The sequence below is a fragment of the Pseudomonas sp. B10(2017) genome, assembly GCF_002113295.1.
In the GTDB taxonomy this organism is placed as follows: Bacteria; Pseudomonadota; Gammaproteobacteria; order Pseudomonadales; family Pseudomonadaceae; genus Aquipseudomonas; species Aquipseudomonas pudica.
The window spans coordinates 466,515-490,964 of record NZ_NEJU01000001.1 but is presented as its reverse complement, the minus strand read 5'-3'; the positions used below and the strand labels follow the sequence as shown (position 1 = coordinate 490,964).

24 protein-coding genes, 1 pseudogene and 1 riboswitch are annotated in these 24,450 nt (G+C 63.3%); of the genes and pseudogenes, 7 read left to right on the top strand and 18 right to left on the bottom strand.

Annotated elements, in window-relative coordinates; genetic code table 11:
• Window positions 1–9 precede the first annotated feature (9 nt).
• Both CAF92_RS02400 and CAF92_RS02395 read left to right on the top strand, forming a co-directional pair.
• The gene (locus CAF92_RS02400) at window positions 10–609 is read left to right on the top strand and encodes a bifunctional 2-polyprenyl-6-hydroxyphenol methylase/3-demethylubiquinol 3-O-methyltransferase UbiG (RefSeq protein WP_085598955.1); all 600 of its coding nucleotides are present in this window, start codon (window positions 10–12) and stop codon (window positions 607–609) included.
• On the top strand, window positions 606–1,265 hold the full coding sequence (locus CAF92_RS02395) for a glycosyltransferase family 2 protein (RefSeq protein WP_085598953.1): 660 nt from the start codon (window positions 606–608) through the stop codon (window positions 1,263–1,265). Before CAF92_RS02400 ends, CAF92_RS02395 begins: the two co-directional genes overlap by 4 nt.
• A gap of 133 nt (window positions 1,266–1,398) precedes the next feature.
• On the opposite strand, the gene CAF92_RS02390 is transcribed toward CAF92_RS02395, so the two are convergent.
• From CAF92_RS02390 to CAF92_RS02335, 11 genes and pseudogenes are all read right to left on the bottom strand, one after another.
• Entirely contained in the window at window positions 1,399–2,220 is an 822-nt protein-coding gene (locus tag CAF92_RS02390; protein ID WP_085598951.1) for a Ku protein, read from the bottom strand.
• A gap of 73 nt (window positions 2,221–2,293) precedes the next feature.
• Complete coding sequence (locus CAF92_RS02385; protein ID WP_085598949.1) at window positions 2,294–3,199, bottom strand: SDR family oxidoreductase; 906 nt, start codon at window positions 3,197–3,199, stop codon at window positions 2,294–2,296.
• A gap of 412 nt (window positions 3,200–3,611) precedes the next feature.
• On the bottom strand, window positions 3,612–4,199 hold the full coding sequence (locus tag CAF92_RS02375) for a nucleosidase (RefSeq protein WP_085598945.1): 588 nt from the start codon (window positions 4,197–4,199) through the stop codon (window positions 3,612–3,614).
• A gap of 56 nt (window positions 4,200–4,255) precedes the next feature.
• On the bottom strand, window positions 4,256–5,362 hold the full coding sequence (locus CAF92_RS02370; protein ID WP_085598943.1) for a carboxylate-amine ligase: 1,107 nt from the start codon (window positions 5,360–5,362) through the stop codon (window positions 4,256–4,258).
• Between the two features lie 6 nt (window positions 5,363–5,368).
• On the bottom strand, window positions 5,369–6,322 hold the full coding sequence (locus tag CAF92_RS02365) for a class I SAM-dependent methyltransferase (protein ID WP_085598941.1): 954 nt from the start codon (window positions 6,320–6,322) through the stop codon (window positions 5,369–5,371).
• Window positions 6,322–7,656 (bottom strand): iron-containing redox enzyme family protein, encoded by a 1,335-nt coding sequence (locus tag CAF92_RS02360; protein WP_085598939.1) that lies wholly within the window; start codon window positions 7,654–7,656, stop codon window positions 6,322–6,324. Before CAF92_RS02360 ends, CAF92_RS02365 begins: the two co-directional genes overlap by 1 nt.
• A 21-nt stretch (window positions 7,657–7,677) precedes the next feature.
• Window positions 7,678–7,875: a hypothetical protein gene (locus CAF92_RS02355; protein WP_085598937.1), complete on the bottom strand. Its 198-nt coding sequence runs from the start codon at window positions 7,873–7,875 to the stop codon at window positions 7,678–7,680.
• 60 nt (window positions 7,876–7,935) lie between these two features.
• Window positions 7,936–8,055 (bottom strand): annotated as a pseudogene (locus CAF92_RS02350) (general stress protein); the annotation flags it as partial.
• 205 nt (window positions 8,056–8,260) lie between these two features.
• Window positions 8,261–9,544 carry an NTP/NDP exchange transporter gene (locus CAF92_RS02345; RefSeq protein ID WP_085598935.1) on the bottom strand — a complete coding sequence of 428 codons (1,284 nt, stop codon included), beginning with the start codon at window positions 9,542–9,544 and terminating at the stop codon, window positions 8,261–8,263.
• Window positions 9,545–9,548: 4 nt separating this feature from the next.
• Window positions 9,549–10,457, bottom strand: a complete 909-nt coding sequence (locus CAF92_RS02340) for an aldo/keto reductase (protein WP_085598933.1) — start codon at window positions 10,455–10,457, stop codon at window positions 9,549–9,551.
• A gap of 89 nt (window positions 10,458–10,546) precedes the next feature.
• Window positions 10,547–11,410 (bottom strand): Dyp-type peroxidase, encoded by an 864-nt coding sequence (locus CAF92_RS02335; protein ID WP_085598931.1) that lies wholly within the window; start codon window positions 11,408–11,410, stop codon window positions 10,547–10,549.
• A gap of 185 nt (window positions 11,411–11,595) precedes the next feature.
• Between CAF92_RS02335 and CAF92_RS02330 the strand changes: the two genes are divergently transcribed.
• Complete coding sequence (locus CAF92_RS02330) at window positions 11,596–12,489, top strand: bile acid:sodium symporter family protein (RefSeq protein WP_085598929.1); 894 nt, start codon at window positions 11,596–11,598, stop codon at window positions 12,487–12,489.
• Between the two features lie 118 nt (window positions 12,490–12,607).
• Here CAF92_RS02330 and CAF92_RS02325 read toward each other — a convergent pair whose 3' ends face one another.
• Window positions 12,608–13,075, bottom strand: coding sequence for a sterol desaturase family protein (locus CAF92_RS02325; protein ID WP_046614187.1), 468 nt, complete (start codon window positions 13,073–13,075; stop codon window positions 12,608–12,610).
• 166 nt (window positions 13,076–13,241) lie between these two features.
• Here CAF92_RS02325 and CAF92_RS02320 point away from each other — a divergent pair, with 166 nt between their 5' ends.
• On the top strand, window positions 13,242–13,751 hold the full coding sequence (locus CAF92_RS02320) for a GNAT family N-acetyltransferase (protein ID WP_085598927.1): 510 nt from the start codon (window positions 13,242–13,244) through the stop codon (window positions 13,749–13,751).
• Between the two features lie 128 nt (window positions 13,752–13,879).
• Here CAF92_RS02320 and CAF92_RS02315 read toward each other — a convergent pair whose 3' ends face one another.
• Window positions 13,880–15,448 (bottom strand): sensor domain-containing diguanylate cyclase, encoded by a 1,569-nt coding sequence (locus CAF92_RS02315; protein WP_085598926.1) that lies wholly within the window; start codon window positions 15,446–15,448, stop codon window positions 13,880–13,882.
• Window positions 15,449–15,600: 152 nt separating this feature from the next.
• Between CAF92_RS02315 and CAF92_RS02310 the strand changes: the two genes are divergently transcribed.
• Together CAF92_RS02310 and CAF92_RS02305 are read left to right on the top strand one after the other, a co-directional pair.
• On the top strand, window positions 15,601–16,101 hold the full coding sequence (locus tag CAF92_RS02310; RefSeq protein WP_046614190.1) for a DUF4142 domain-containing protein: 501 nt from the start codon (window positions 15,601–15,603) through the stop codon (window positions 16,099–16,101).
• Between the two features lie 8 nt (window positions 16,102–16,109).
• Entirely contained in the window at window positions 16,110–16,361 is a 252-nt protein-coding gene (locus CAF92_RS02305; RefSeq protein ID WP_013972652.1) for a hypothetical protein, read from the top strand.
• 108 nt (window positions 16,362–16,469) lie between these two features.
• Here the strand turns inward: CAF92_RS02305 and CAF92_RS27580 are convergent, their stop codons facing one another.
• The 5 genes from CAF92_RS27580 to CAF92_RS02285 form a co-directional block, all read right to left on the bottom strand.
• Window positions 16,470–16,640 carry a DUF6021 family protein gene (locus CAF92_RS27580; RefSeq protein ID WP_219928554.1) on the bottom strand — a complete coding sequence of 57 codons (171 nt, stop codon included), beginning with the start codon at window positions 16,638–16,640 and terminating at the stop codon, window positions 16,470–16,472.
• Between the two features lie 55 nt (window positions 16,641–16,695).
• Window positions 16,696–17,682, bottom strand: a complete 987-nt coding sequence (locus CAF92_RS02300) for a DNA-binding protein (protein WP_085598924.1) — start codon at window positions 17,680–17,682, stop codon at window positions 16,696–16,698.
• Between the two features lie 228 nt (window positions 17,683–17,910).
• The gene (gene codA, locus CAF92_RS02295) at window positions 17,911–19,152 is read right to left on the bottom strand and encodes a cytosine deaminase (RefSeq protein ID WP_085598922.1); all 1,242 of its coding nucleotides are present in this window, start codon (window positions 19,150–19,152) and stop codon (window positions 17,911–17,913) included.
• Window positions 19,153–19,249: 97 nt separating this feature from the next.
• Window positions 19,250–19,912, bottom strand: coding sequence for a thiaminase II (gene tenA, locus CAF92_RS02290; RefSeq protein ID WP_084785179.1), 663 nt, complete (start codon window positions 19,910–19,912; stop codon window positions 19,250–19,252).
• Window positions 19,909–20,556, bottom strand: coding sequence for a TenA family protein (locus tag CAF92_RS02285; RefSeq protein WP_046614194.1), 648 nt, complete (start codon window positions 20,554–20,556; stop codon window positions 19,909–19,911). Before CAF92_RS02285 ends, tenA begins: the two co-directional genes overlap by 4 nt.
• 79 nt (window positions 20,557–20,635) lie before the next feature.
• Window positions 20,636–20,750, bottom strand: a riboswitch (TPP riboswitch).
• 242 nt (window positions 20,751–20,992) lie between these two features.
• Between CAF92_RS02285 and CAF92_RS02280 the strand changes: the two genes are divergently transcribed.
• Window positions 20,993–24,385 (top strand): Ig-like domain-containing protein, encoded by a 3,393-nt coding sequence (locus tag CAF92_RS02280; protein WP_085598920.1) that lies wholly within the window; start codon window positions 20,993–20,995, stop codon window positions 24,383–24,385.
• The last annotated feature ends 65 nt before the right edge of the window (window positions 24,386–24,450 follow it).

Below are 24,450 nucleotides of genomic sequence, written 5' to 3'. Positions count from 1 at the left end.
GGAGTTGTCATGAGCCTCGACCCACAGTATTTCGCCGACCTGTACGCCAGCAGTGAAGACCCTTGGGCCTTTCGCACGCGCTGGTACGAAAAGCGCAAGCGCGAGCTGGTCATGGCCAGCCTGCCGCGCCAGTGCTACCAGCGCGTGTTCGAACCGGCTTGCGCCAATGGCGAGCTCAGCGCCTTGCTGGCCGAGCGTTGTGCCAACCTGTTGTGCCAGGACCTGGACCCTACTGCGGTAGCGCTGGCCGGTGAACGCTTGGCTGAGCTGAGCAATGTCTCGGTGGAGCTGGCGCGGCTGCCGGCGGACTGGCCGCGTGGGCATTTCGACCTGATCGTGTTGAGCGAAGTGGGTTACTACCTGGACCCGACCGACTGGTTGCAGGTGATCGAACAGTCGGTGGCCAGCCTGACCTACGACGGCGGGCTGCTGGCCTGCCACTGGAAGCATCCCATCGCCGGCTGCCCGCAGGACGGGCGTGAAGTGCACCGCATGCTGGCGCGGCACCTTCCGCTGTATCTGCAGTTCCAGCATGACGAGGCGGACTTCGTACTGGAGTACTGGTCCGCTCAGCCCAGCGTGGTCGACCTGGACGAGACCTGCCCATGATTGGGGTGGTCATTCCGGCGCACAACGAGGCCCGACACCTGGGGCGGTGTCTGCGCGCAATGCAGGCTGCCGCCCTTCAGGCTCGGCAGTCGGGGCATCGGGTCGAGGTACTGGTGGTACTGGACCGCTGCAGTGATGGCAGTGCCGCCGTGGCAAGGCGCTTCGGTGTACAGATGCTGGCGGTGGATGCCGGCAATGTAGGCTTTGCCCGCCGGGTGGGCGCGGCATACATGGCCGAGCGCGGCGCGAAATGGCTGGCGTTCACCGATGCCGACAGCCGTGTGCCGGAACATTGGCTGCTTTCTCAACTGGCCTGTGATGCCGAGGTCGTATGCGGCACGGTGCATGTCGAGCACTGGCAACCCTGGCAGACAGCCGCCTTGCGCAAGCTGTACCACAGCCGTTACCAGGCGCGTGAGGGGCATCGTCACGTGCACGGGGCCAATCTGGGGGTATGTACCGATGCCTACCACCGCGTAGGCGGCTTCCAGCCACTGGCGGCGCATGAGGATGTGCAACTGGTCAGCGCCCTGGAGGCCAGTGGTGCGCAGATCGTATGGACCGCCAGGCACAGCGTGGCTACCAGCAGCCGACGCGACAGCCGCGCCCGTGAAGGGTTTGGCGATTATCTGGTGGGGTTGCAGACACAGGTTTGATGAGGCTTTTGTTTGACTGCTGGTTCAGCAAGGTTCTGTAGGAGCAGCACAAGGCTGCTCCTGCAAATGACGCTTCAAACGAGCGATGTTCGTTCTCTGCGCGACAGCGGGGCCCCAAAGGGCTGGGCAAGGATCACGACGCCTTGCGTGTCTTCTTCGCAGGCTTCTTGCCACCTAGGCTGCGCTTGAGCAGTTCGGTGAGGTCGAGGATGTCCGCGCTTTTCCCTGCTTCCGTCGCCTCGCCCTTCTCCACTGTCTCGATCTTGCCTTTGCTGGCCTTCTCTTCCACCAGGTCCATGATGGTCTGGCGGAAGGCATCGTTATAGTCCGCCGGCTTCCAAGGGCCGCTCATGTCTTCCACCAGGCGCTTGGCCATGTCCAGTTCGCGCTTGTCCACCTTGGCCTCGGTGACGCTGCTGTCCAGTTCCAATGTTTCCAGCCCGCGCACCTCCTCCGGCCAGCGCAGGGTGATCATCACCAACGCGTCGTCCAGTGGCCGCAACAACGCCAGGTGCTGACGGGTGTGCAGCACCACCGTGGCCAGCGCCACCTTGCCGGTTTTCGCCAGGGTTTCGCGCAGCAAGGCGTATACCTTGCCGCCACGTCGGTCGGGGGTTAGGTAGTACGGCGTGTCGAAGTGCTGCAGCGGGATCTCGCCAGCTTCGACGAAGGAAAAGATATCGATCGTCTGGGTCGCCTCGGGGCGGGCCTTGCGGATTTCCTCCTCGCTGATCACCACGTAGCGGCCCTTCTCGAACTCGACGCCCTTGACGATGTTGTCCTTGTCGATTTCCTTGCCGGTGACCTTGTTCACCCGCTTGTAGCCGACCGGCTCCATGCTGCGCTTGTCGAGCCAGTCGAAATCGACCCGCTCGGTGCGCACCGCGGTATTGAGGGCCACGGGGATGTGCACGAGGCCGAAACTGATGGCGCCTTTCCAGATTGCCCTAGCCATGAAGCTGCTCCCAGGGTTGCCTGCCAATACCTGAATCGACTGCAACGGGCGGCGAAGGTTTAGCCGCCCCGCCCTACGGCAGCGGGTTGCCACCCGTCACGCCAAACACCTCGCCGGTGATGTAGCTGGATTCCTGGCTGGCCAGCAACACATAAACCGGCGCACATTCGGCGGGCTGCCCCGGTCGCTTCATCGGTGTATGCGCGCCGAAGTCGGGGATTTTCTCTGGTGGTTGACCGCCACTGGGCTGCAGCACGGTCCAGATGGGGCCAGGGGCCACGGCATTGACCCGGATACCGCGCTCGATCACCTGCTTGGCCAGGGCCTTGGTGAAGGCGACGATCGCGGCCTTGGTGGTGGCATAGTCGAGCAAGGTGGCTGAAGGCTGATAGGACTGGATCGAGGCGGTGTTGATGATGGTCGCCCCCGCCGGCATCAGCGGCACGGCCGCCTGGCACAGCCAGAACAGCGCGTAGACGTTGGTTTTCAAGGTGTGATCGAACTGCTCGTGGCTGACCTGGCTGATGTCCTTGCGCGCTTCCTGCTTGCCGGCGACGTTGACCAGGATGTCCAGGCCACCGAGCTGCTCGTGGGCCTGATCGACCAGCTCCTTGCAGAACTGCTCATCCTTAAGGTCACCGGCAATAGCCACCACCTTGCGGCCTTCTGCTTCGATCAGCTTGATGACTTCGCGGGCGTCGGGTTGTTCGATAGGCAAGTAATTGAGGGCAATGTCGGCGCCCTCTCGGGCAAAGGCAATGGCCACGGCCCGGCCGATGCCCGAATCGGCACCGGTGATCAGCGCCTTGCGCCCTGCCAGCCGGCCAAAGCCCTTGTAGGTGGTTTCGCCATGGTCTGGCTCGGGGTACATGTTGGCGTCCAGCCCCGGTGCTGGCTGGCCTTGGGCCGGGAACGGCGGGTGCGGGTACTGGGTCAGCGGGTTCTGCATGCTGAACTGGTCGTGGGGTTTGCTGGGCATGGGGCCACTCCTCTGGTGAGACCGGTATTGGCCCAATCGCGGGCTTGCACGCCCCCACAGGTATTGAAGCTGGTGGTAGTCCTGTGGGAGCGGACCTGCCCGCGAAGGCCGCTCTACCGATTTCGAGGTAAACCGCCATCGATGGTTTTTTCCAAGTGGCCCATACACCGACCAGCGGTCAATACGTCACTCAAAGCGACTAGTTCCGTACGGCATCTGCCGCATCGTTCGTTGTCATGCGCATCGCCTGGGCCTCTGCCGGCCATGCCACCAGGGTCACCATCGCCGGCCCCCGGGCCACCATAGCCACCATGACCGCCACCGCCATCACCTCCGTGACCACTGCCTCCGCTTCCCCTGAGTTCAAAGGACCGAATATCAGGCCAAGGCAAATGTCAGCGCCTGCCAGCAATCACGCCTGGCTGAACAGCACCCGCCTGAAAGCCTCGGCCGCCATGTGCACCTGCACCGCCCAGTCCTGCGCCGCGTCACTGCCGGCGTCATCGGAAATGTACTTCAGGCACACGAACGGGATGCCTTCGCCGCGTGCGATCAGGGCCAGCACGTAGGCTTCCATGTCGACCACGTCATAAGGTGCATCGCCATGGTTGATCTCGAAGCTGTCGCCACTGCCGCAGGTCTCCAGGGCCAGGCCGGGGATCTGCGCCCCATGCTCCAACACCACCGGGATGTCCGACAGAGGCGTCTGGTAGCGAGCGAAGCCCAGCGGGGTCACGTCCATGTCGCGCTGTACGAAGCGGGTGCAGCACACCACTTCGCCCTTGCCATGGCGCTGGCTGCCGGCCGAGCCGAGGTTGACGATCAGCCTGGGCCGGCGCGCGGCAATGGCCTTGGTCAGGGCGATGGCGGCATTGACCTTGCCGATACCGGTGAACACGGTGTTGACGTCAGCGAATACATCGCCGGCCTCGGCTTCGAGGGCGAAGACAAACAACGTGTCGTCCAGGGAAATGTCGGGGAATTGCTTGATCAGCATCATGGCGCTGGTGGTTCCGGGTGGCTGCGAAAGGCGCGGCCATTTTCGGCCAACCCTGGCTAATTGCAAGCCCCGGCGGCCACCACGGCCCTTAACGCCTGCGCCTTGCCCAAGCCGGCAGCACTGGCCTCGGCCAGGCATCGCAGTTGCTGGTCGGCATGGGTGCCGTCGCGCAGCAGGCGTTGTGCATGCTGGAAGGCGCGTTCGGCATCTGCGGTGTCGATCGGTACCTGCTCCAGCAACTGGGCCAACCACCCTTCGGCCGTGACGGGCTGTTGCTCATGCAGGCCAATGAACTCGCCCCGGCGCCCATGGCGCATGGCGCGCCAGTAGTTTTCCTGGGTGATCCAGCGCAGCTCGCGGTTGCAGGCTGCCGGGTCATGCCGGTACACGATGCTGTGCTCGATCAAGTGGCGAAACAGCGCGGCGATGCACAGCGCATCCTCCAGCCGCGGGCAGCCATCGCAGATGCGCAGTTCGACCGTCGGGAAGCGCCGCGAAGGCCGAATCGCCCACCAGAAGTCGCCATCTGCGGCCAGTGACCCTGTGCGTTGCAGCAAGGCGCGGTAGCGCTCGTAGGCGGCCCAGTCCGGCAAAGGCTCGGGCAAGCCCATGTGCGGCCACTCCCCGCAAATAACCCGACGATAGCTCATGTAGCCGGTGCACTGGCCTTCCCACAGCGGGGATGACGTACTCAGCACCAGCAACAAGGGCAACCAGCCCAATACACGGTTGATCACTTGCATGCGGTCGCAACCTGGCGGTACGCCTACATGTACATGCAAGCCGTTGAGCAGGCTGCGCCGCGCCACCTGCCGGTAGTCAGCGAACAGTTGCTGGTAATGCGCCGGGGTGGCAGGTTTCTGCCGCAGCCAGGCGCCGTTGGGGTGGCTTGCCGCACCGTACAGGCCCATGCCCTCTTCGGCCAGCGCGGTGCTGAGCCGCTGGCGGCTGTGCTGGAAGAACTCGCGTGCCTCGAACAGGTTGGCGAACACCGGCGAGGCCACCTCGATCTGGCTGCGGAACATTTCCTGGGCAAAATGCTGGCCCAAGGCTTCCTGGCAACGCTCGAACACAGCTGGCGAAGGCGTGGCTGGCACCTGCCCTGTGTCCAGGTTCACCAGCAGGTATTCTTCCTCGATGCCGAACGTGCAGGGTCGGGCCATGCTGCCTCAGCTGTTGCGGGTAACTGTGAGCACCACCGCGGCGATGCGCTCGACCTGCTGGTAACCGGGTTCGCTCAGTTGCTCGCCGAACACGTCCGGGTCGATTTCCCGATACACCCAGGACCATTCCGGGCCTGCCAGGCGCAGGCGGATGGCTTCGAGCAAGGCATCTCGGCCTTCGACTATCGCCACTCCGGTATACAACAGTAGCGAGCCCCCTGGGCCGAGCCGCTCGCAGGCTTGTTCGACGATCCGCAGCGAAAGCTGCGCACCGAGCGAACCGCCGCCATGCCGATAGGTACGTTCGCTGGCATCGAGCATGTATGGCGGGTTGGCAACGATAAGGTCGAACAGGCCGGTGACGCCGCCGAGCAGGTCACTAGGTTCCACGGAGACATTGCTCAGGCCCGCCAATGCCGCGTTGATCGCAGTGTAACGCAGCGCGAGCGGGTTGATATCCACGGCGCTGACCTGGGCATGGGGAACCGCCCTGGCAATCAGCAAGGCGCCGACACCCGTGCCGCAACCGATGTCCACCGCATGCTCGACGCGCTTCGGGGTACGTTGCAGGTGATCCTGGATGACCTGGGCGAAACGGTAACTGTCGGGGCCGAAAAATACGGCGTCGGATTGTTGAGTGGGGTACGCAGAGTGCACCAGCAGCAGGTCGTCAAGCGTGGACCAGCGCACGCTGCTGATCAACAAATTACCGTGCTCCTCGAGAACCTGGGCCTGCCGCATCTGATCCAGCTCATCGGCAGAAACCAATGATGAACGGAACGGACGGTTCCAGCCGAACACATCGCGCACTGTCCGGGCCTGCCTGGCATCCGGGCGCGCATTCACGCGAGCATGGGTTGCCGGGGTGACGCAGGTGAAGTGGTAGCCGTCGGCGCGCAGGCGCCTGCCCAATCGCAGCATTGCCTGGTCAGCCTGGATCTGTTGCGGATCGAGCAGCATCAGCGGGTCATCTCCTGTACAAGGCCGGTAGCACGCAGGTAGCGCCGAGTGGCCAGCAAGCCTTCCGGTGTTGCATGGCTGTTACCGGACATCGTGTCGATCAAGCTCTCGATATCGGCGTCCGGGGCAGGAGCTGCGAGCGCATCATCCGCTTGCACTTGCACCTCCCAGCTGCCAGGCAGCACGCGGCGCCCCCGGGCTTGCCAGCCTGCCGCGATCCAGTCGTGCCATAGTTGTTTTTCATAGGCAGTGAACACCCCATACATCGGTGCCGAGGGACCGTCGATGAGCGCCCACCAGCGGCTGTTGGCAGGAGCTTCACCGCGGCGGATCCAGCCCTGTGCCTGCAGGGCCTGCACAAACGCGGGCATGGCGCCGGGCTCGGCCAGCCATTGGTTGATGGTGCGCTTTTGCAAGCGGCAACGGTCGGAATGCATGAACTGGCCAAAATTGCGCTTGTGCTCCAGTGCCGACAGCAACTCGGATTCAAGATCGAAGCTGCTGATCAGGCTGGGGGTATCAAGCCCCAGGTCGTTCAAGCGGTACCCGCTGCGCACACGCTGGTAGAACTGGCCAGCGTCGTTGGCCGGGCAGAGTTGGCGCAGCGCCTGGATGGACAGATGCGCATGCCCGCTGGCCGCGTTGTCGATGGTTACGTGAAGCTGGAAATAATGGCCATCGATGCCCATTTCCGCCAGTTCGTAGGTGGTAATCAGCAGATGCAACGGTGGTTGTTCATAGCCCAGGTTGTAGCCGATCACCTCGGGAAGAAAATCATCCCCGTGGCGCCCCAATGCCAACTGCAAGGCCCCTTGCAGGTAACGCTGGTCGTCCAGCTCAGGCAAACCCAGGCAACCCAGCCGGCTCAACAGCCGTTGGTAGATCAGCACATGGTTACAGCGCGGATCACCGCCGCCCAATTCTTCCAGATAGGTGCGAATCAGGCCGTGATAACGCGGATCGCCCCAATGTCGCAAGGTACTGTGCAGCCATGCCCCGTCCACTGCCTTGGTGGGCGCCACCTGTTGCAGGAACCACAAAGCCTGGGCGCGGTTGGCAAAATAGCGCCGCGGTGCGCCTTGGCGTCGTTGCTCGAGGTAACTGGCATAGGCTTCGGCCACCCGGCTTGCATGGCAAGCGCTCCACGCCTCCAGCTGAGCAGGATCGGCAGGCAGGTCATCCGGCAAACGCTGCGCGCGTGCCAGTTGTTCGCTCAGCCACGCTGCGCTCGTGGTGTCGTGGCCCATGAGCAATTTGTGGTAACGCTCCTTCAGGCTTGGCCCATTTGCCGAAGCCGGTATCACCGCGCCGGTCTTGCGGGTCATTACCGTCATGCCGTAGTCCTTGTCCGCGTTTTATTGGCTGGGTTTCTGGCCGGGCATCGGCTCAGGGTCCGGCGCAGGTTGGGGAGCAGGTTTGTCGCCGGGTTGCTGCATCTGCAGCGAAGGTTTGCTCTGGTCGGCATCCTTTGCCGGGTGGTCGTTGTCCCGGTCGAAACAGCCACCCAGCACGCCAAGCGTGCCCACCAGCGCCATCAGAGGGATCAATCGCATGGGGTTCTCCTCTTGTGCAGAATCGCAGTGCCCGATCACCCGGGCACTGCGTAGCCTCACTTACGAACGGCCACCCTTGCGGCCCGATTCGCTGGTACGGCCACCTCCGGATTGCTGGCCGCCCTTGCGCCCAGCTTCGGAGGCTTTTTCGCGGTCATTGGCAAAGTTGCCCGGGTTCTTGTTGCCACCCTGGCTGCCTTGCTGGTTGCCGGTGCGGCTGTTCTCTTTGTTGGCCATGGTCTTAAACCTCGTATGACTTCGGAATGCACGGCATTACCTGCCGTACACCTGTTGGGAGTTCGGTCATTTCGGCGGATTCGGTTTAATGCGAAGCGTTCGGACCAGCGGCATTAAATAAGCGGCATCAGCATATTTTGCGCGCCTGTCAGTCGTGCGATGTGCTATCCAGGCGTGCCTGTCGCCTTCCCAACCAGGCTCCGGTCATCGCCCAGCCCAAGGCAATCAGCGTACCGATCAGCATCGCCAGTTGCGGGTGCTCGCCCATTACGTCCAGCACCCGTTTGAGCCAGCCACTCAATGCATCACCGCCGCGATAGACGACCGTGTCGATGAAGTTCTTGGCCTTGTACTTGTCCTCGGCGGGCAGCACGGTGAACAGCATCTCCCGCCCCGGCCGCACCAGCGCGTATTCACCGGCCCGGCGCACCACCATCACCACCACGAACACGGCGAACACCGGGGCCAGTGCCAGCCACAGGAAACCTGCGGCCATCACAAGCGGCACCGCCACCAGCAGCACGCCCACCCCCATTCGGCGGGCCAGGCGACCGGTGAGAAACACCTGGGTAAGGATGGCCAAGGCCTGTACTACGGTGTCGATCAGGCCGAACACCTGGGTTTGCCGGGTACGGTCGGTGAAGGTTTCGCTGACGATGCGCGCCTGTTCGAAATACAGGAAGGTGCTGACACTGGCGAGCAGCACCACGAACAGGGCGATGCCCAGCAGGTAGGGCGAGCGCAGTACGGCAGTGGCACCGGCAAACGGGTTGCCGCCCAGTGGCCGGGAATCTGCCCGCTCGGCTTGCGCAGGCAGTGGGTGCCGCGTTCGCCAGCGTTGCAGGTACAACGTAGCGCCGATGCTGCCCAGCAGAAACGCGGCGGCCAGCACCAGCAACCCGGCATGGCCCAGCGGCGCCACCAGCAGCGTACCCATGATGGGGCCACTGAGCCCACCCAGGCTGGCCCCGGCCGCCAGCAGGCCGAACAGGCGCTTGCCTTGCGCGGTTGAGAAAAGGTCGGCGAGCACGCTCCAGGCCAACGAGATGCTCAGCAGGTTGAACACCGACAACCAGATATAGAATGCCCGAGCCGTCCACGAAGCATCGGGATTGCGGGCAAACAGCACGGCGAACAGCAGGAGGTTGCTGGCGAAAATGCCGTAGGTCCAGGGCAGGATGCGTCGGCGCGGCACCTTGGAGGCCAGCCAGCCAAACAACGGCAGGCACGCCAGGGTGGCAATGAAGGTGCCGGTGAACAGCCATTGCAGGTTGTCCACGCCACCGGCAACGCCCATGGTTTCGCGCACCGGGCGCAGCATGAAATAGCCAGTGAACAACAGGTAGAACAACAGCAAACCGGCGGTAACCGCCGGCCATTCGCCGGGCTGGATGTTCAACCCCTGATCCAGGCGCCGCCGCCAGGCTGCCATGGGGTCAGGCAAACTGCTTGATCAGCGCCTGTTGCTGCGCCTGGGTCAGCAACGGCCCGTGCCCGGCCCTGAGCTGGTCAAGTTGGCGCTCGGGCCGGCTGGTCGCTGGGATGACCGTGGTCACCGCCGGGTGGCTGATGGCGAACTTCAGAAACAGCTGCGCCCAGCTGCCGATACCCGCCTCTGCCGCCCAGCCGGGCAAGGCCTGGTCCTTCACCCGGGCGAACAGGCGGCCATCGTCGAATGCCCGGTTGATCAGCACGGCAACGCCCTTGTCCTGGCACAGCGGCAGCAGTTCGCGGGCCGCGTCGGGGGCATTGACCGAGTAATTGATCTGGATGAAGTCCAGCGGTTCGCTGCGCACGATCCGGGCGACCTCGTCCTGGCCACTGTTCAGGTAATGAGTGATACCGACATAGCGGGTCTTGCCTTGCTGCTTCAATTCGCGGGCATAGGCCAGCTGGGTCTGCCAGTCCCGCAGGTTGTGGATCTGCAGCAAGTCGACCTTGTCGGTGCGCAGGCTCTCGAGGCTGCCGGCCCATTGCGCTTCGGCGTCTGCCCGGCTGTCGGCGGCGATCTTGGTGGCGATGAAGCATTGCCGGTGCCAGCCGCCCTCTTCCAGCAACTGGCCGAGAATGCTGTCGGCGCCGCCGTAGTTGGGCGAGGTGTCGATGACCCGGCCACCGCCTTCGAAGAACGCCTTCAGTACAAGTTTCAGCTGCTGGTACTGAGCCGAGCCGGCTTGCACTTCGAAACTGCCGGAAGTTCCTGCACCGATCACCGGCAGCGCTTCACCGGTGGTCGGCACGTTGCGGGTCAGCAAACCCTCCGGGGCAGCGGCGTGCAACCAGGGGCTGGCGGCCAGCAAGCCAAGGGTGGCACCCGCGCGTAGGACATCACGACGTGCGTACATGGAAAAGCTCCCGTCATGAAGCGGAAACTTCCAAGGCTAGCCGCTGTACCCCGCTGCGTCCGGTGTTTCTGTATCTGGATGTTTAGCGATCAAACGTGCAGCAGCAGGCTCAGGTCGATACCCGTCTCGCTCATGGGCGGGCACCAGTAGTACCCACCGCTCAGTGGCCGGCTGAAGCGGTACAGGCCGTCGATGATGCCGTCCTCCAGGCCGCTCATGCGCCGCAGCTGCACCTCGAACGCATCGAAACTATGGCCCAGGGCCACGAAGGCCAGGCCAGCGCCACGTTGGTCGGCCCAGGCCACCGAACGACGAACCATGAACGCTTCTGGTTCGAAACTTTCCTGGGCAGTGCGCTTGACGTGGGCGGACTCGGGGGCGTCCTCGAGCTCTTCGTTGTCGCTGAGGCGACGGCCGATGATGTTGTCCTGGTCGGCCTGGGGCAGCGACTTGAAGTACTCCAGGTCGTGCTTCCACAACTGGAACGCGGCAAAGCTGGACCCATCGGCGCCAATGGCCGCCTGCACGGCCTCCCGGTCCACCGGGTTTTCGGTGCCGTCCTCATAACCGGTCAGGTCATGGCCGCCACGGTGCAGGAAGCCGTCGACGCTGTCGGCCAGGCGCAAGGCCGGTGCCAATGCCTGTTCCAGGGCCTGGGCCTGCAGCAGCAGGTCACCGCGCTGGTTGCCACGCAGCCACAGCCACAGGGCGTGTTGGGTGCTGGGGTTCTCGACCGCAGCATCCAGCTGAGGGAACGCTCGCAAGCCAGGTACTTCACGGCCCAAGGCCTTGGCCAGCGGGGCGCCGACACCCAGGATCAACTGTTCGCCATCGACCTGCGGCAGCAAGGCATCGAGCGCAGCAGGCAGGGCCTCGGGCGACTGCAGGGTGAAGAACAGGTGACGGGCGTGGGCCGGCACCGGGGTGGCAAGCAGACCTTGCTGGAACGGCATGACAGGCTAATCCTCGGTAAAAAGCAGGAATGCTACTGTGCCAGCAGGCCCACTGCAACGAGGCATACAGCCTCACCGGCCGCTGCGCTTGGAAACAAACGGTTACCAAGTGATGGCGCTTTGCAATTAGCTATCAATCAGGGCCGACCTACACTGCTCGGGATCCTTCGTCCGAGTGACTGCCCATGACCGCCTCACTTTTGCTCACCGCCTTTCTGCCGCTGGCCTTGGGCATCATCATGCTCGGCCTCGGGTTATCACTGACCCTGGCCGACTTCGCCCGCGTGGTGAAGTACCCCAAACCGGTGGTGGTAGGCCTGGTTTGTCAGATCCTGCTGCTGCCGCTGGTGTGCTTCCTGATTGCCAACGGCTTCGGCCTGGAGTCGGCCCTGGCGGTGGGGCTGATGCTGCTGGCCGCCTCGCCAGGCGGCACCACGGCCAACCTGTTCAGCCACCTGGCCCATGGCGATGTGGCGTTGAATATCACCCTGACGGCGGTCAACTCGCTGATCGCGATCCTGACCATGCCACTGCTGGTGAACCTGTCGTTGAGCTGGTTCATGGCATCGGACCAGGCGATACCGCTGCAGTTTGCCAAGGTGATGCAGGTGTTCGCCATCGTTCTGCTGCCGGTGGCGCTGGGCATGCTGGTTCGCCGCTTCGCACCCGCTTTTGCCGCGCGCATGGAGAAGCCGATGAAGCTGGTGGCCGCATTGTTCCTGGCGTTCACCATCGTCCTGGCGCTGGCCAAGGATTGGCAGACCGTGGTTGCGTATGCGCCGGTAGTGGGCCTGGCGGCGCTGCTGTTCAACCTGCTGAGCCTGGGCGTGGGCTACTGGGTGCCGCGCCTGTTGAACATCCCCAAGCGCCAGGCGATTGCCATCGGCATGGAGATCGGTATCCACAACGGCACCTTGGCGATTGCCTTGGCATTGAGCCCTTCGCTGCTGAATAACGCCACCATGGCGGTACCGGCGGCGCTGTACAGCCTGATCATGTTCTTTACCGCAGCGGCGTTCGGCTGGTGGGTAAGCCGCGGGCATGTGGCGACGCAGCCCAAGGGTGAAACCGTAAATTGAAGGTACCGCTTGTGGCCCTATCGCCGACAAGCCAGCCCCCAAAGATACAGTGCTAGGCTGAGGGCTGGCGCTGTCCTTGTAAGAGCCGGCTTGCCGGCGATAGGGCCGGTACAGGTTTTTACAAATGGCTGCGCTTACGCCGCATCTGCTGCTTCAGCACTTTCAGCGGCGGAGCATAGAAAAACCCGAACGACACACTCCCCGTACGCCCCTTCACCGCATGATGCAACCGGTGCGCGCGATGCAAACGCTTGAGGTAGCGGTTGACCGGCCTTGGCTTGCGTGGCCAGTGCCGGTGAAACAACCCGTCGTGGGCCACGACATACAGCACGCCGTACCCCGCCACCCCACCACCCACCCACTGCAAGGGTGCAAGGCCACTCTTGCCCATGGCCACCAGCAGCGTGGCGATCAGCCCCAGGGCCACAAGGTACAGGTCATTGGTTTCGAGCATGCCCAGTTGCGGCTCATGGTGCGAGCGGTGCAGCCACCAGCCCCAGCCATGCATGATGTACTTGTGAGCCAGCGTGCCAACGCCCTCCATGGCCACCAGGGTGCCGAACAGTACGGCGAGATTGAACAGCATGGAACGGTCCGGGGGATGGCAAGGGAAGGCGCAAGGGTACCGATTGCCCGCGTTTTTTTCCATGCAGGCGTGACCGGATGACGAAAGGTGTAAGCTCGGTGCGCTGGCAATTGCAGCCACAGGTGCTGACGGCAGGCCAGGACGTACAACTGGAAAGGACTTCTTCATGCGCATTCGCCCTACCCTCGAGCACGACATTCCATGGCTACCGGGCGTCGAACGCTCGGCTGCCCAGGCCTTTGCCGCCCGGCCGGCGCTGGCATGGCTGGCGCAAGGAGATGTGATGGACTGCGGCGCCCATCAGGCATTTGTCGAAGCTGGCGGTAGCTGGGTGGCCGAAGAGCCGGATGGGCGCATTATGGGATTTGCCTGTGCCCGGTTCGAGGATCGTGCGCTGCATCTTCATGAAATTTCGGTGCACCGGGAGGCCCAGGGGCAAGGTATCGGGCGCAAGCTGCTGCTGCAGGTGATCGATGCGGCGCGTCAGGCCGGGGTGCGGGAGCTGACCCTGACCACCTTTGCCGATGTGCCATGGAATGCGCCGTTCTACGCGCGCATGGGTTTCGAAGTTATCGATGAGGGGCTGCTGGATGCACGCTTGCAGCAGATTCTGGCCAGCGAGCGTGCCCATGGCCTTGAGGGCCGCTGTGCGATGCGCCTTGGCTTGGATTACTAGACCCGGGGCTGCTCTGCAGCCCCATCGCCGGCAAGCCAGCTCCCACGGGGACCGCGCAGTGCAAAAGAGCTGCACATTACCTGTGGGCTGGCTTGCCGGTGATGGGGCCGGTACAGGCACCAAGGCCTTCATTCATCGACACTGACCACTGAACCTTCTGCCACACAATACCTGTCCCGCCCTTGGCGCTTGGCCTGGTACAGCGCCGCATCCGCTGCCGCCATCAGGCGCTCGGCCGTCACTCCCTCCCGCGCCAGGTCACCCACGGCAATCCCCGCACTGAACGATACCCGCCCCAGTGGGCTGCCCGCATGCTCCAGCGGCTGCCGACGCAACAGCTGTTGTACTTCCTGCACCAGCAGTTCCGCCCCGCGAGCATCGGTATCAGGCAGCAGCAGTGTGAACTCCTCGCCCCCATAGCGCACAGCCAGGTCGGCCGGCCGCTTCAGTGCTTGCTGCAGCAACTCGGCAAAGCGCCGCAGGCACTGGTCGCCCGCTGGGTGCCCGTAACGGTCGTTGTAGGCCTTGAAGTAATCCAGGTCGAGCATCACCAGCGCCAGCGGATAGCCCTGGCGTCGTGCACGGCGCAGCTCCGGCTCGAACACGGCATCCAGCCGACGGCGGTTACCCAGGCCGGTGAGGCTGTCGGTCAGTGCCAGGGCCTTCAGGGTCTGATGTGCCTGGAGCAGCGCCCGCTCGATGACGATACGCTCGCGCAACTGGCGCAGCACCAAGCCACCAAAGGCCGCCAGCCCCACCAGCAACAGCAGCAACACCGCCACCGACTTGATAGCATCGTGCCGCCAGGGCGCGACGATCGATTCCCGCGACAACCCCGCCTCCACTACCAGTGGGTAGCTGCCCAGCGCGCGATAGCCATACAACCGTGGCGTACCGTCCACCACGGCGACCGCTTCGGCCACCCCTTCGCTTGCGTGCGGCAGGTGGTTGCGGAAGATCTCGCTGCTGCTCAGGCTGCGGCCCACCACCTGCTCGACGAACGGCCGCCGTACTAGGATGGTGCCGTCACGCTTGGCCAGCACCAGCGCGCCGCGTTCGTCGATCTTGAAGTCGCCGTAGTAACGCACGAACCACTCCACCTTGATGGTGCCCAGCAACACCCCGGCGAAGCTGCCATCGGCATATTGCAGGCGCCGTGAAATGGGGATGATCAGGTCGCCAGTGGAACGGCTGCGCACCACCGAGCCGATGTGTACGCCACGGTCTGTATGGTCGCGGTGGTAGATGAAATAGTCGCGGTCGCCATTGTTGGCATTGGGCGGGACTACCGCCTGGTCGGTCACGATCCAGCTGCCATCCGGGCCATACACGAACAACCCGTGCAATTGCGGCATGATGCTTTTCTGCTGCACCAGCAAGGCATGCAGACGCGGCCGGTCGATGTGCTCGAAGCCGTCGCCCTCCAGGCGCTCGGCCAGCGCCGCGGTAATTGCATCGACCTGGCGGATGGCGTCTTCGGCATGCTGTGCCGTGGCCCGGGCCAGGTTGGTGACCATGTTCTCGGCGTTGGTGAAGGCGTGCCGGTAATCGCGCCAGATACGCCAGCCTTCAACCACGACGAAGGCCAGCATCACCACCAGCATGAACGCCAGTACCAGGCGGAACAGCGACACGGCGCGGCCCTCGCCGGTTACCGCGAAGAACCCGTCCTCATCCTGTTTCCTGGCTGCACACATTGAAATCCCTAGCCATACCGCGTTCGCCGCCTTTCACTATAGTTCAGCGCCACCTGGGCGCAGCCGGCCAGGAAAAAGATTAAACCTTTGCCCTCGGTTCACCCTCAACCGTACGCGACACTGAGGTCGCGCCACGGTTTAAGGAGTGAAGCATGAGCAATCTCTTCATCAAGCGCGTCGGTTTCTCCATGGTGTTGGGCTTGGCATCGGTACAGGCTATGGCGGCGAGTTCCGATGACTTCGTCGAAGCGGCCACCGAGGCCGGTATTGCCGAAGTGGTCACTGGCAAGCTGGCTCTGGAAAAAACTCAGAATGCCGAAATCAAGACCTTCGCCCAGCAGATGGTCACCGACCACACCCAGGCCAATCAGAAACTTGGCGACATCGCTCGCAAGCTCGATATTTCCGTACCCGATGAGGCGGCAATAACCGACAAGGTCAAGAAAATGATCCTGGAATGGCGGGAGGAGTCGTTTGACAAGTCTTACGTCAACAACCAGGTCGACGCTCACGAAAAGGCGGTGGAGTTGTTCAAGAAGGAAGCGGCATCTTCTGACAAGGCTGAATTGAAGGCCTTTGCCAGCGAAACCCTGCCCAAGCTGGAACAGCATCTGGAGCACGCCAAGGCGCTTCAGGCCAAACACGCCAAGTGAGGGCCGCCATGAGTAACGATGCATTGAAAGCCGAAGTACTGACTCGCCTGCTGCATGCTCACCCCCAAGGGCTCGGCAAGGAAGTGCTGGACAACTACCGGGGCGAGAAAGCCGTGGCCGGTATGCTCAAGACGCTGCAGGAGGCCGGTTTGATCCAGGATGGCAGCGTTGCGGTGAGCAGCGACCACCAGATCAGCGTGAACTACCCCATCAAACTCTCGGCTGCGGGCGTGGAGGCAGCCAGGCAGGCAGAGTCCTGAGTCAAGCGAGCTTAGCTTGCCTGGCCAAGGCCTCGAGACAGCCTGCCCCAAGCAGTGCCGTGTTGATCGCGAGGGCCGCTGAGCGGCCCTTTGCGACAAATGCTACCTTCACGGTGCTTTTTCGACGTCCCGCGGTGGCTTGGCAGGCCCTTGAGGGTCGACTTGCGGATCCTCCACGTCTGGCGAATCGGGGTCGAAACCCAAGTCCTGGCGTTTGTTCGCCTGCTCGGACGAATGCGGCCCTTGGGGATGTTTTCCTGGCTGTTGTGGTTCAGGCATGAGGCTTTCTCCGGTGAGTGTCTAAGGAAGAAACCACCGGCCAGGAAAAGTTTGATTAATCTGTATCCGCAGCTAGCTGGGCACGGCATTGAACCAACGCTTCATCACGTTGCTTCAGCTGCTCCTCGAGCTGCTGCAGTTGGCGAGCCTGTTCCGTGCACAAGTCGCGCCTGGCCTCCAGGTTCTGGGCCTGCACATCCAGCTGCCGACGCATTTCCTCGCTGGCACCCTGTGCCTGGGCCAGGATCGTTCGCAAACCCTGGATCTGTGCGTCGCGCTGCTCCAGCAATTCGTCCTGCGCCCTGCAGGCGCTGGCGGCCTGGCGGTGCTCGCCCAACAAGCGCTCGTTGTCGCGGTGCAGTCGGGTCAGCTCGTCCTGCTTGACGATCATGCCTTGCTGCAGCTGACGCACCTCCACCTGCAACTGTTGCAGCTGTGCTTCGTGGCGACGTTGCTCCTGTTCACGCTGTTCGCGGCTGGCGTTGCGGTAGTGTTCCAGCGCATCGCGGGCATGACGGTGCTTGTCTTCCAGTGATCTTACCTGCTCGTCCTTGTCGGCCAGGCGTACCTGCAACTCGCCCAGCGACTGGTTGAGGCTGGCACTGCGCAGCTGTTCGGCCTGCAGGGTGCTTTGGGTGGAGAGCAGCTTTTCCGATTCGGCGGCCAGTGCGGCCACATCGATCTGATGCTGTTGGTGCGCCGCTGCCAGGGCCTGCTGGGCAATCGCCAGCTGTGCCTCCAGCTGTTCGCGCTGTCGAGTGAAGGTGCTTTCGGCCTGCTCGATCTTCAGGTCGGCCTCGTCCTGCAACTGGGTTGCCAGTTGCCCGACCATCCGGCTCAGCACATCACTCAGCGCAATGCCGCCCTCGGAAGCCACGGGCTGCTGGCCGTTCAATTCTTTCAGGTAGCGGTGAATCGTGGTCTTGGAGCCGGTGTTGCCCAGCTCGATACGTATGGCATCGATGCTGGGGTTCTCGCCCCGGGCAATCAGCGCCTGACGTGCCTGCTGCACTACAACCTTGTTTATACCGCCCCGGGCCATGCTTGCTCCTACGATTTTGTACCGTGTTATGTAGTATGTATTTACATACCAATTATGGAGACAGACCATTGCCCGCGCAAACATTTCCTATAGTGGAATAATCACGGCTTATCACATGTGATTGGTTTATGAAGGCCATACAAGGGAACAAACCAGTACGCCAGACAACAAAACGCCCCGCTCGGCTTGAAGCCGGCGGGGCGTTGCAGAGGGCTGAGGCAGGCAGCGTCAGGTGTAGTGCTCGACCCTGGCAGGTGTTCTACGCATCAACACCTTGCCGTTTCGTATCGACACAAGTGCATGTCCCTGGCTGCGCACCATTTCGTAATCGTCTGGCGCCGACAGCAGCAACAGGTTCGCGGGCCGCCCCACCTCGATGCCGTAGCGCTCGCCCAGGTGCAGGGTGCGGGCGCTGTTGTCGGTAATCAGGTCCAGGCAGCGTTGCAGGTCTTCGTAGCCAAGCATGTGGCAGATGTGCAGGCCGGCCTCGAGAATACGCAGGATGTTGCCATTGCCCAGCGGGTACCAGGGGTCGACGATGGAATCCTGGCCAAAGCACACGTTCATCCCGGCCCGGTCGAGCTCGGCCACGCGAGTGACGCCGCGGCGTTTCGGGTAGTTGTCGAAACGCCCTTGCAGGTGAATGCTCTCGGTCGGGCAAGACACGAAATTGATACCCGATTGCTTTAACAGGCGAAACAGCTTGTAGCAGTAGGCATTGTCGTACGAGCCCATGGCCACGGTATGGCTGGCTGTCACCCGGGCGCCCATGTCGCGAACCCGCGCCTCTTCGGCCAGCACTTCGAGAAAGCGCGACTGCGGGTCGTCGGTCTCGTCGCAATGCACATCCACCAGGCAGCCGGTGCGCTCGGCCAGGTCCATCAGGAACTTGACCGAAGACACGCCCTGATCGCGGGTGTTCTCGAAATGCGGGATGCCGCCAATCACGTCGGCACCGATCGCCACCGCTTCGGCCATCAGCGCCCGGCCGTTGGCGTACGACTCGATACCCTCCTGGGGAAAGGCGACGATCTGCAGGTCGAGCAGGTGACGCACTTCTTCACGCACTTCGACCATGGCCTTGAGCGCGGTCAGGGTGGGGTCAGTGACATCGACATGGGTACGTACATGCTGGATGCCATGGTCCACCAGCATGCCGATGGTCTTTTTCGCGCGGTTCTTGATGTCGTCGTGGGTTGTGATTGCCTTGCGCTCGGCCCAGCGCTCGATGCCTTCGAACAGGGTGCCGCTCATGTTCCAGCGCGGCTCGCCGGCTGTCAGCGTGGCGTCCAGGTGGATGTGCGGCTCGATGAAAGGCGCCACTACCAGGTTCTGCCCGGCATCCAGGTCATCGGCAGCGCGCACCGCCACCCCTTCGGCCTGGGGCACGATGGCGGCGATGCGTTCGCCGTCGAGTTCGATGCGAAACAGGCCGGACCTGCCGCGCAGGCGTGCGTTGATGATGTTCATGATGCTTCTCCCTGGGCTTTGCGGGTGGCCCCTACCAGCATAGTGGCCCAAGCCTTGTGGTATTTGCTACTGGCCCTATCGCCGGCGCAGGCAGCAATCAGGCTCCGTCCAACCCCATCTGCCAGAAGTCCGCCTCCAGGCTGGACGCCTGGCCGAAAATCCCCACCAGCTCGGCAAACCGTTGCTCGGTCATGCTCCGCGCTGCCAGCTCGTCCAGATGCTTGCGCGCTGCGGTGGCGACACCCTGGTAGCCTTCGCCGGCATACTCGGCGATCCACTCGCGGTACGGGTGATTGCTCAGATCGCCAATGCGCTCGGACAACGCACGGCCAATCTCGGCATAGCCGATCACACAAGGCGCCAAGGCCACATGCAACTCCAGCAGGTCACCCGCGGCACCACAGTCCAGCACATAGCGGGTATAGGCAACCGTGGCCTGGTGTTCAGGCGCGGCCTCGATATCGGCCTGGGTCAGCCCCCAGCGTGCGCACAGGCGCAAGTGCAGCTCGGTTTCATCCAGAATCGCCGCCAGCCCGGCCTGCGCGGCGCGGATGTCGGCCGGGCGCCGGCTCTTGTAGGCGGCCAGCGCCCAGGCGCGGGCGAACTGGATGAGGAACAGGTAATCCTGTACCAGATAGGTGCGAAAGGCGGCTTCGCTCAACGTACCCTCGCCCATCTGGCGCACGAATTCGTGGTCGACGTAGCTGTTCCACTGCGGCGTGGCGGCAGCCTTGAGGCGGTCGAAGATATCCATGCTCATTTTTCCTCCGGGTAGACGGCATCGAAGAAGGCCAGCTCCAGCGCCACGGTGCGCAGGTAGAAGTCAGCCGCCAGCGCGGCTTCCTGCGGGCCGACCCGGTCGAGTTCGGCCTGCAGGAAGGCAACGAAGTCCTGGAATGCCGGGTTGTCGTGCAGGGTGATCCATTCGGCGTGGACGAAGTTGTCCGGCATCGGTTTTGGCGCCTTCAGCGCCCAGTCCAGGTACAGGCCTTCGGCGACGTTGAGTACTGCCAGTGCGGCCGCATAGGACCGGGTGGCCGCCGCTTCGCGCATGATCGCCTTGAAGCCTGCGGTTGGCACGGTGTCGGCCGGTTCGCTGCGTTGCGTGGGGCTCACCCCCAGGGCCTCGAAGGCGCGCAGGAAGTAGGTGTTCTCGTCACTGGAGATCATCCCGGCAAAGCGGCCGAAGCGCAGGCGCGCCTCGAACGTGTCGGCGGTGGCGATGGCCGCGCCCAGCAGGGTCAGGAAGCTGTCGAGGAAGCGGTGGTCCTGCACCAGGTAGTCGACCATGATCGGGTCCGGCAGGCTGCCATCGCACAATTGGGTGACGAAGCGGTGGCCAACGGCCGCCGACCAGGTCGGCTCGCTGCGGCGGCGCAGGGACTGGCTGAAGCGTTCGGTCATGTTGCTGTCCTTGATGGAGAGTGACAGCGAGACCGCGGTGGTTGGCATGGACTGGCCTCGCAGTGAGGCCGGCAAAAAGGCAGGTTTCAAGTCCCATCCCTTCGCCGGCATGATCCGGATCAGGTTCGAAGGGTCACCGCGCTGCAGCATCCAGCGGTTTCTCAGCCCGTTGCCGGGCTCCCCTTGGTGGCGCTCAGGTATACCCCAGGGCGCCGCTGCTGTCACCACCCAATCTGTGGGCAATGGGTGACCCACTAGTGGGTGTCCTCACCCATTTTTGACGCCGTGGCATTTAGCGCGCATCAGGCGCCACAAGGATTTGTTTCAAAACGTATTCCTCGTATTTGGGTTGGCACACCCGTTGCTCTAGCCCCGGAAACGGGCAAAAAGCCATTGATGGCCGAAGGCCATTATGTTGAGAACGAGGCACAAGGCAATGAAAACACCTGCCGTGGTCCACCCTGCCAGGCAAGCATTCCAGCTTTCCACCCTCACCACGCTGATGCTCGGCCTTGGGCTGGTCACGGCTACAGCAGCGCCCCTGGACGACAACAGCATGCCGCCACCGACCGACCCGTCGGCCTACACTGATCAGCCGGCTGCCCCCACCCAGGCCTTGCTGGACCTGTACAGCATGCCAGAGGCCAATCGAGGCGCACTCGAGCTGAACGATGGCGGGTACGGTGACCGCAACACGGTAAGCGCCAACAACGTGTTGCCTCCGGCCCTGCAAACCGGGAAAAAATACCCCACCAACGGCAAGCCGAGCCCGCTGTTCGGCGCATTGCCGTTTACCCAGCAGTTACTGCTGTTCGAGGAGTTCGGCACGGAAAGGCTCGACCCCACGCTGCCGCCGCCCGCCCTGACCTTCCCGGTGCCCACCCTGGGCGCAGCACCGGCGCAGGACCCCAACGTGGTGGCCCGCAGCGGCCCCAGTGGTACAGCCCTGGAAGCGTTCCTCAAACAGCCGGGCCTGTACCCGTTCCCGACCCAGTATTCCAACGTGCTCGACCGCAACCCGTGGAAGGCGCAGATCGAGATGTTCCTCAACCGCCAACCGGTAGGTTCACCTGCGGAAGGCCGGCCACCAGGAAAAGGCTGGTCGCACCAGCGCTGGAACGAGTTCTACCCGCAGGCGGGGTTCAAGACCGCTCAGGCCGGTGCGCGCATCAACCTCGGCCTGCGTGACCGCAAGCAACTGCACAACTATGCAGTTGGCGAGTTCGCCCCGGGCGGCCTGTACTACCAGACCTCCGATATCCCGAACACACTGGGCACCACCAAGGGCATCGACACCCGCTTCCACCCGAAGATGCCGCTGCAAAACCACAAGTCGCTATGGACCTTCGACGGCACCTTCCCGCCCAAGCTGCTGATGGTGCGCTATGGCCAACCGATCCTGATGCGCCATTACAATGCGTTGCCGATCGACCCCTCGGCCAACGCCGGGTTTGGCCTGCACACCCTTTCGACCCATGAGCACAACGGCCACTCCCCGGCCGAGAGCGATGGCTATGCAAATGCCTACTTCTTCCCGGGGCAGTACTACGATTACCGCTGGCCAGTGCAACTGGCAGGCTATGACACCATCAACACCCGTGCCGAAGACCCACGCGCTGCGTTCCCTTGCTCGGCGGGCGAAACCTTGTTCGTCAACGATGCCAACCCCGGCCTGAAAACCTGCCAGAACGGCAGCATCAAGATTCGTGGTGACTGGCGGGAAACCATGAGCACCCACTGGTTCCACGACCACATGATGGATTTCACGGCGCAGAACGTCTACAAAGGCAACGCCGTGATGATGAACTACTACAGCGCCCTGGACCGCGGCAACGAGGCCCTGCAGGATGGCGTCAACCTGCGTTTCCCCAGTGGCTCGGGCATGCCGTGGGGGAACCGCGACTACGACGTCAACCTGGTGATCGCCGACAAGGCCTGGGATGCCAACGGCCAGCTGTGGTTCAACCCGTTCAACACCGATGGCTTCCTCGGCGACCAGATCCTGGTCAACTGGCAGTACCGGCCAACGCTCAAGGTACGCGCGCGCAGCTATCGTTTCCGTATCCTCAATGGCTCGGTGTCGCGCTACCTGAAGCTTGCCGTAGTGCGCGAAATCGCCGGCAACAGCGGCGAGTTCAAAGGCCCCACCGGCTCCAACCTGTCGTATGCGCGGGTACCGTTCCACATGATCGCCAACGACGGCAACATCATGGAACACACCGTGCCGTTCGACGGCACCATGGACCTCAACGGTGACGGCAACCTGCAGGACAACAACGGCGTCCTGCCGCTGCAGGGCATCGCCGAGCGCTACGACATCATCATCAACTTCGCCAAACACGGCATCAAGGTCGGCGACAAGCTGTACCTGGTCAACCTGGAGGAGCATCAGAGCGGCAAGGGGCCGGAAGGTGCCATCGCCCTGGCCGATGTGCTGTCGGAAAATTACAAGGCGGTGATCAAGCAGACCAGCAACGGGCCCGAGTGGGACAACGGCGACCCGGCGATCGGCAAGTTCATGCAGTTCGTGGTTCAGCCCTACAGCGGCCAGGACCTGAGCATGGACCCGGTTGCCTATGAACCGGCCAAACCGGGCAAGGCCGAAGGCCTGAAAATGCTGCCGCTGCCGATAGACCGTAATTCGGCCACCGACCAGGCCAAGCTCAAGGATGCCCGCCATCGCGAGTTCATCTTCGGCCGTTCGGACGGTACCGACACCCAGCCCTGGACCATCAAGACCGATGGCGGTTTTGGCTACTCCATGGACCCACGGCGCATCAACGCGGCGCCACAGTTGGCCCAGCAGTCCACCGACGGCGGTTTCAGCGGCGACGGCACCCTGGAAGTGTGGAAAATCATCAACGGCGGCAATGGCTGGAGCCACCCGGTGCATGTGCACTTCGAGGAAGGCGTGATCCTCAGCCGTGATGGCAAGGCCCCGCCAGAATGGGAAAAATGGGCGCGCAAGGATGTGTATCGCATCGGGCCGGATATCGATTCGTCGGAAGAAGTGGAAGTAGCCCTGCGCTTCCGCGAGTTTGCCGGGACCTACATGGAACACTGCCACAACACCCAGCATGAAGACTCGTCGATGCTGCTGCGCTGGGACCTGGAACACCCAGGCCAGTTCCAGGTGATGCCGACCCCGCTGCCGGGTTGGGATGGCGTGGAGTACGTGGCTTCGGTTGGGCTGCCGACCTTCCGCACCAAAGGCCCTGGTGACGGCGACCCGGCCAACAAACCGCCGGTCGCGGCCAACGACAGCGCGGCTACCACCGCCGGCAAACAGATCACCCTGAACGTGCTGGCCAACGACACCGACCCGGAAAACAACCTGCCGTTGAGCGTAGTCGGCCTCAGCCAGCCGGACTCCGGCCAGGGCACTACCAGTACCGACGGCAGCACGGTCACCTACGTCCCACCGGCCACGGTAAACACAGCGTTCACCACCAGCTTCAACTACACGGCGCGTGATGCCAAGGGCGCTGAATCGGTGGCCCCGGCCACGGTCAGCATTGCGGTGAGCCCGGCAGCGGCGGTCGACCAGATCCAGGTCACCAGTGCGACGGTGCAGGTGCGCAGCGGCAACCGCTTCACCTGGGACATTTCGGGCACCACCACGGTGGCCACCGGCAACAGCATTACCGTGACTGCGGCAACCACCAGTGGCCCGCTGCTGCTGGGTACGGCCACGCTCAGTGCCACTACCAGCGGTGCCCGCTGGCGGTTGTCAACCACCACCACCGGCAGCGGCCCGGCAACACCGGCGACCGTGACTGTGAAATCAGCGCTGGGGCAGAGCGTGACGGCGCCGGTCAGCATCAGGTAACCGAAAAGCGGGCCACTATGCGGCCCATCGCTGGCTTGCCGGCGTTGGGCTGCATGGCAGCCCCG

Coding starts and splice junctions, on each gene's coding strand:
- CAF92_RS02375 (WP_085598945.1), bottom strand. CDS start 4,199: ATGATGCTGATCAAGCAATTCCCCGACATTTCCCTGGACGACACGTTG.
- CAF92_RS27580 (WP_219928554.1), bottom strand. CDS start 16,640: ATGCCTGAACCACAACAGCCAGGAAAACATCCCCAAGGGCCGCATTCG.
- CAF92_RS02385 (WP_085598949.1), bottom strand. CDS start 3,199: ATGCCCAGCAAACCCCACGACCAGTTCAGCATGCAGAACCCGCTGACC.
- CAF92_RS02395 (WP_085598953.1), top strand. CDS start 606: ATGATTGGGGTGGTCATTCCGGCGCACAACGAGGCCCGACACCTGGGG.
- CAF92_RS02325 (WP_046614187.1), bottom strand. CDS start 13,075: ATGCTGTTCAATCTCGCCGTACTGTTCGGCACCCTGGTGGCCATGGAG.
- codA (WP_085598922.1), bottom strand. CDS start 19,152: ATGAACATCATCAACGCACGCCTGCGCGGCAGGTCCGGCCTGTTTCGC.
- CAF92_RS02300 (WP_085598924.1), bottom strand. CDS start 17,682: ATGGCCCGGGGCGGTATAAACAAGGTTGTAGTGCAGCAGGCACGTCAG.
- CAF92_RS02345 (WP_085598935.1), bottom strand. CDS start 9,544: ATGGCAGCCTGGCGGCGGCGCCTGGATCAGGGGTTGAACATCCAGCCC.
- CAF92_RS02340 (WP_085598933.1), bottom strand. CDS start 10,457: ATGTACGCACGTCGTGATGTCCTACGCGCGGGTGCCACCCTTGGCTTG.
- CAF92_RS02370 (WP_085598943.1), bottom strand. CDS start 5,362: ATGGCCCGACCCTGCACGTTCGGCATCGAGGAAGAATACCTGCTGGTG.
- CAF92_RS02310 (WP_046614190.1), top strand. CDS start 15,601: ATGAGCAATCTCTTCATCAAGCGCGTCGGTTTCTCCATGGTGTTGGGC.
- CAF92_RS02355 (WP_085598937.1), bottom strand. CDS start 7,875: ATGCGATTGATCCCTCTGATGGCGCTGGTGGGCACGCTTGGCGTGCTG.
- CAF92_RS02335 (WP_085598931.1), bottom strand. CDS start 11,410: ATGCCGTTCCAGCAAGGTCTGCTTGCCACCCCGGTGCCGGCCCACGCC.
- CAF92_RS02285 (WP_046614194.1), bottom strand. CDS start 20,556: ATGACCGAACGCTTCAGCCAGTCCCTGCGCCGCCGCAGCGAGCCGACC.
- CAF92_RS02320 (WP_085598927.1), top strand. CDS start 13,242: ATGCGCATTCGCCCTACCCTCGAGCACGACATTCCATGGCTACCGGGC.
- tenA (WP_084785179.1), bottom strand. CDS start 19,912: ATGAGCATGGATATCTTCGACCGCCTCAAGGCTGCCGCCACGCCGCAG.
- CAF92_RS02315 (WP_085598926.1), bottom strand. CDS start 15,448: ATGTGTGCAGCCAGGAAACAGGATGAGGACGGGTTCTTCGCGGTAACC.
- CAF92_RS02360 (WP_085598939.1), bottom strand. CDS start 7,656: ATGACGGTAATGACCCGCAAGACCGGCGCGGTGATACCGGCTTCGGCA.
- CAF92_RS02365 (WP_085598941.1), bottom strand. CDS start 6,322: ATGCTGCTCGATCCGCAACAGATCCAGGCTGACCAGGCAATGCTGCGA.
- CAF92_RS02400 (WP_085598955.1), top strand. CDS start 10: ATGAGCCTCGACCCACAGTATTTCGCCGACCTGTACGCCAGCAGTGAA.
- CAF92_RS02390 (WP_085598951.1), bottom strand. CDS start 2,220: ATGGCTAGGGCAATCTGGAAAGGCGCCATCAGTTTCGGCCTCGTGCAC.
- CAF92_RS02305 (WP_013972652.1), top strand. CDS start 16,110: ATGAGTAACGATGCATTGAAAGCCGAAGTACTGACTCGCCTGCTGCAT.
- CAF92_RS02280 (WP_085598920.1), top strand. CDS start 20,993: ATGAAAACACCTGCCGTGGTCCACCCTGCCAGGCAAGCATTCCAGCTT.
- CAF92_RS02330 (WP_085598929.1), top strand. CDS start 11,596: ATGACCGCCTCACTTTTGCTCACCGCCTTTCTGCCGCTGGCCTTGGGC.